A 281-nucleotide genomic window follows, 5' to 3' on the forward strand; every position below is an offset into this window, starting at 1 on the left:
GGCCTTCTTCACACACGCGGCATTGCTGGATCAGGCTTTCGCCCATTGTCCAAAATTCCCCACTGCTGCCTCCCGTAGGAGTCTGGGCCGTGTCTCAGTCCCAGTGTGGCTGGTCGTCCTCTCAGACCAGCTACTGATCGTCGCCTTGGTAGGCCTTTACCCCACCAACTAGCTAATCAGCCATCGGCCAACCCTATAGCGCGAGGCCCGAAGGTCCCCCGCTTTCATCCATGGATCGTATGCGGTATTAATCCGGCTTTCGCCGGGCTATCCCCCACTAC

The 281-nt window shown here is 58.7% G+C and carries 1 rRNA gene; it reads right to left on the bottom strand.

What is annotated here, in order from left to right:
* Nucleotides 1-281: ribosomal RNA gene (locus tag SB765_RS29080) — 16S ribosomal RNA — on the bottom strand; the annotation flags it as partial.

This window comes from Pseudomonas sp. SIMBA_067, assembly GCF_046534675.1.
GTDB lineage: Bacteria > Pseudomonadota > Gammaproteobacteria > Pseudomonadales > Pseudomonadaceae > Aquipseudomonas > Aquipseudomonas putida.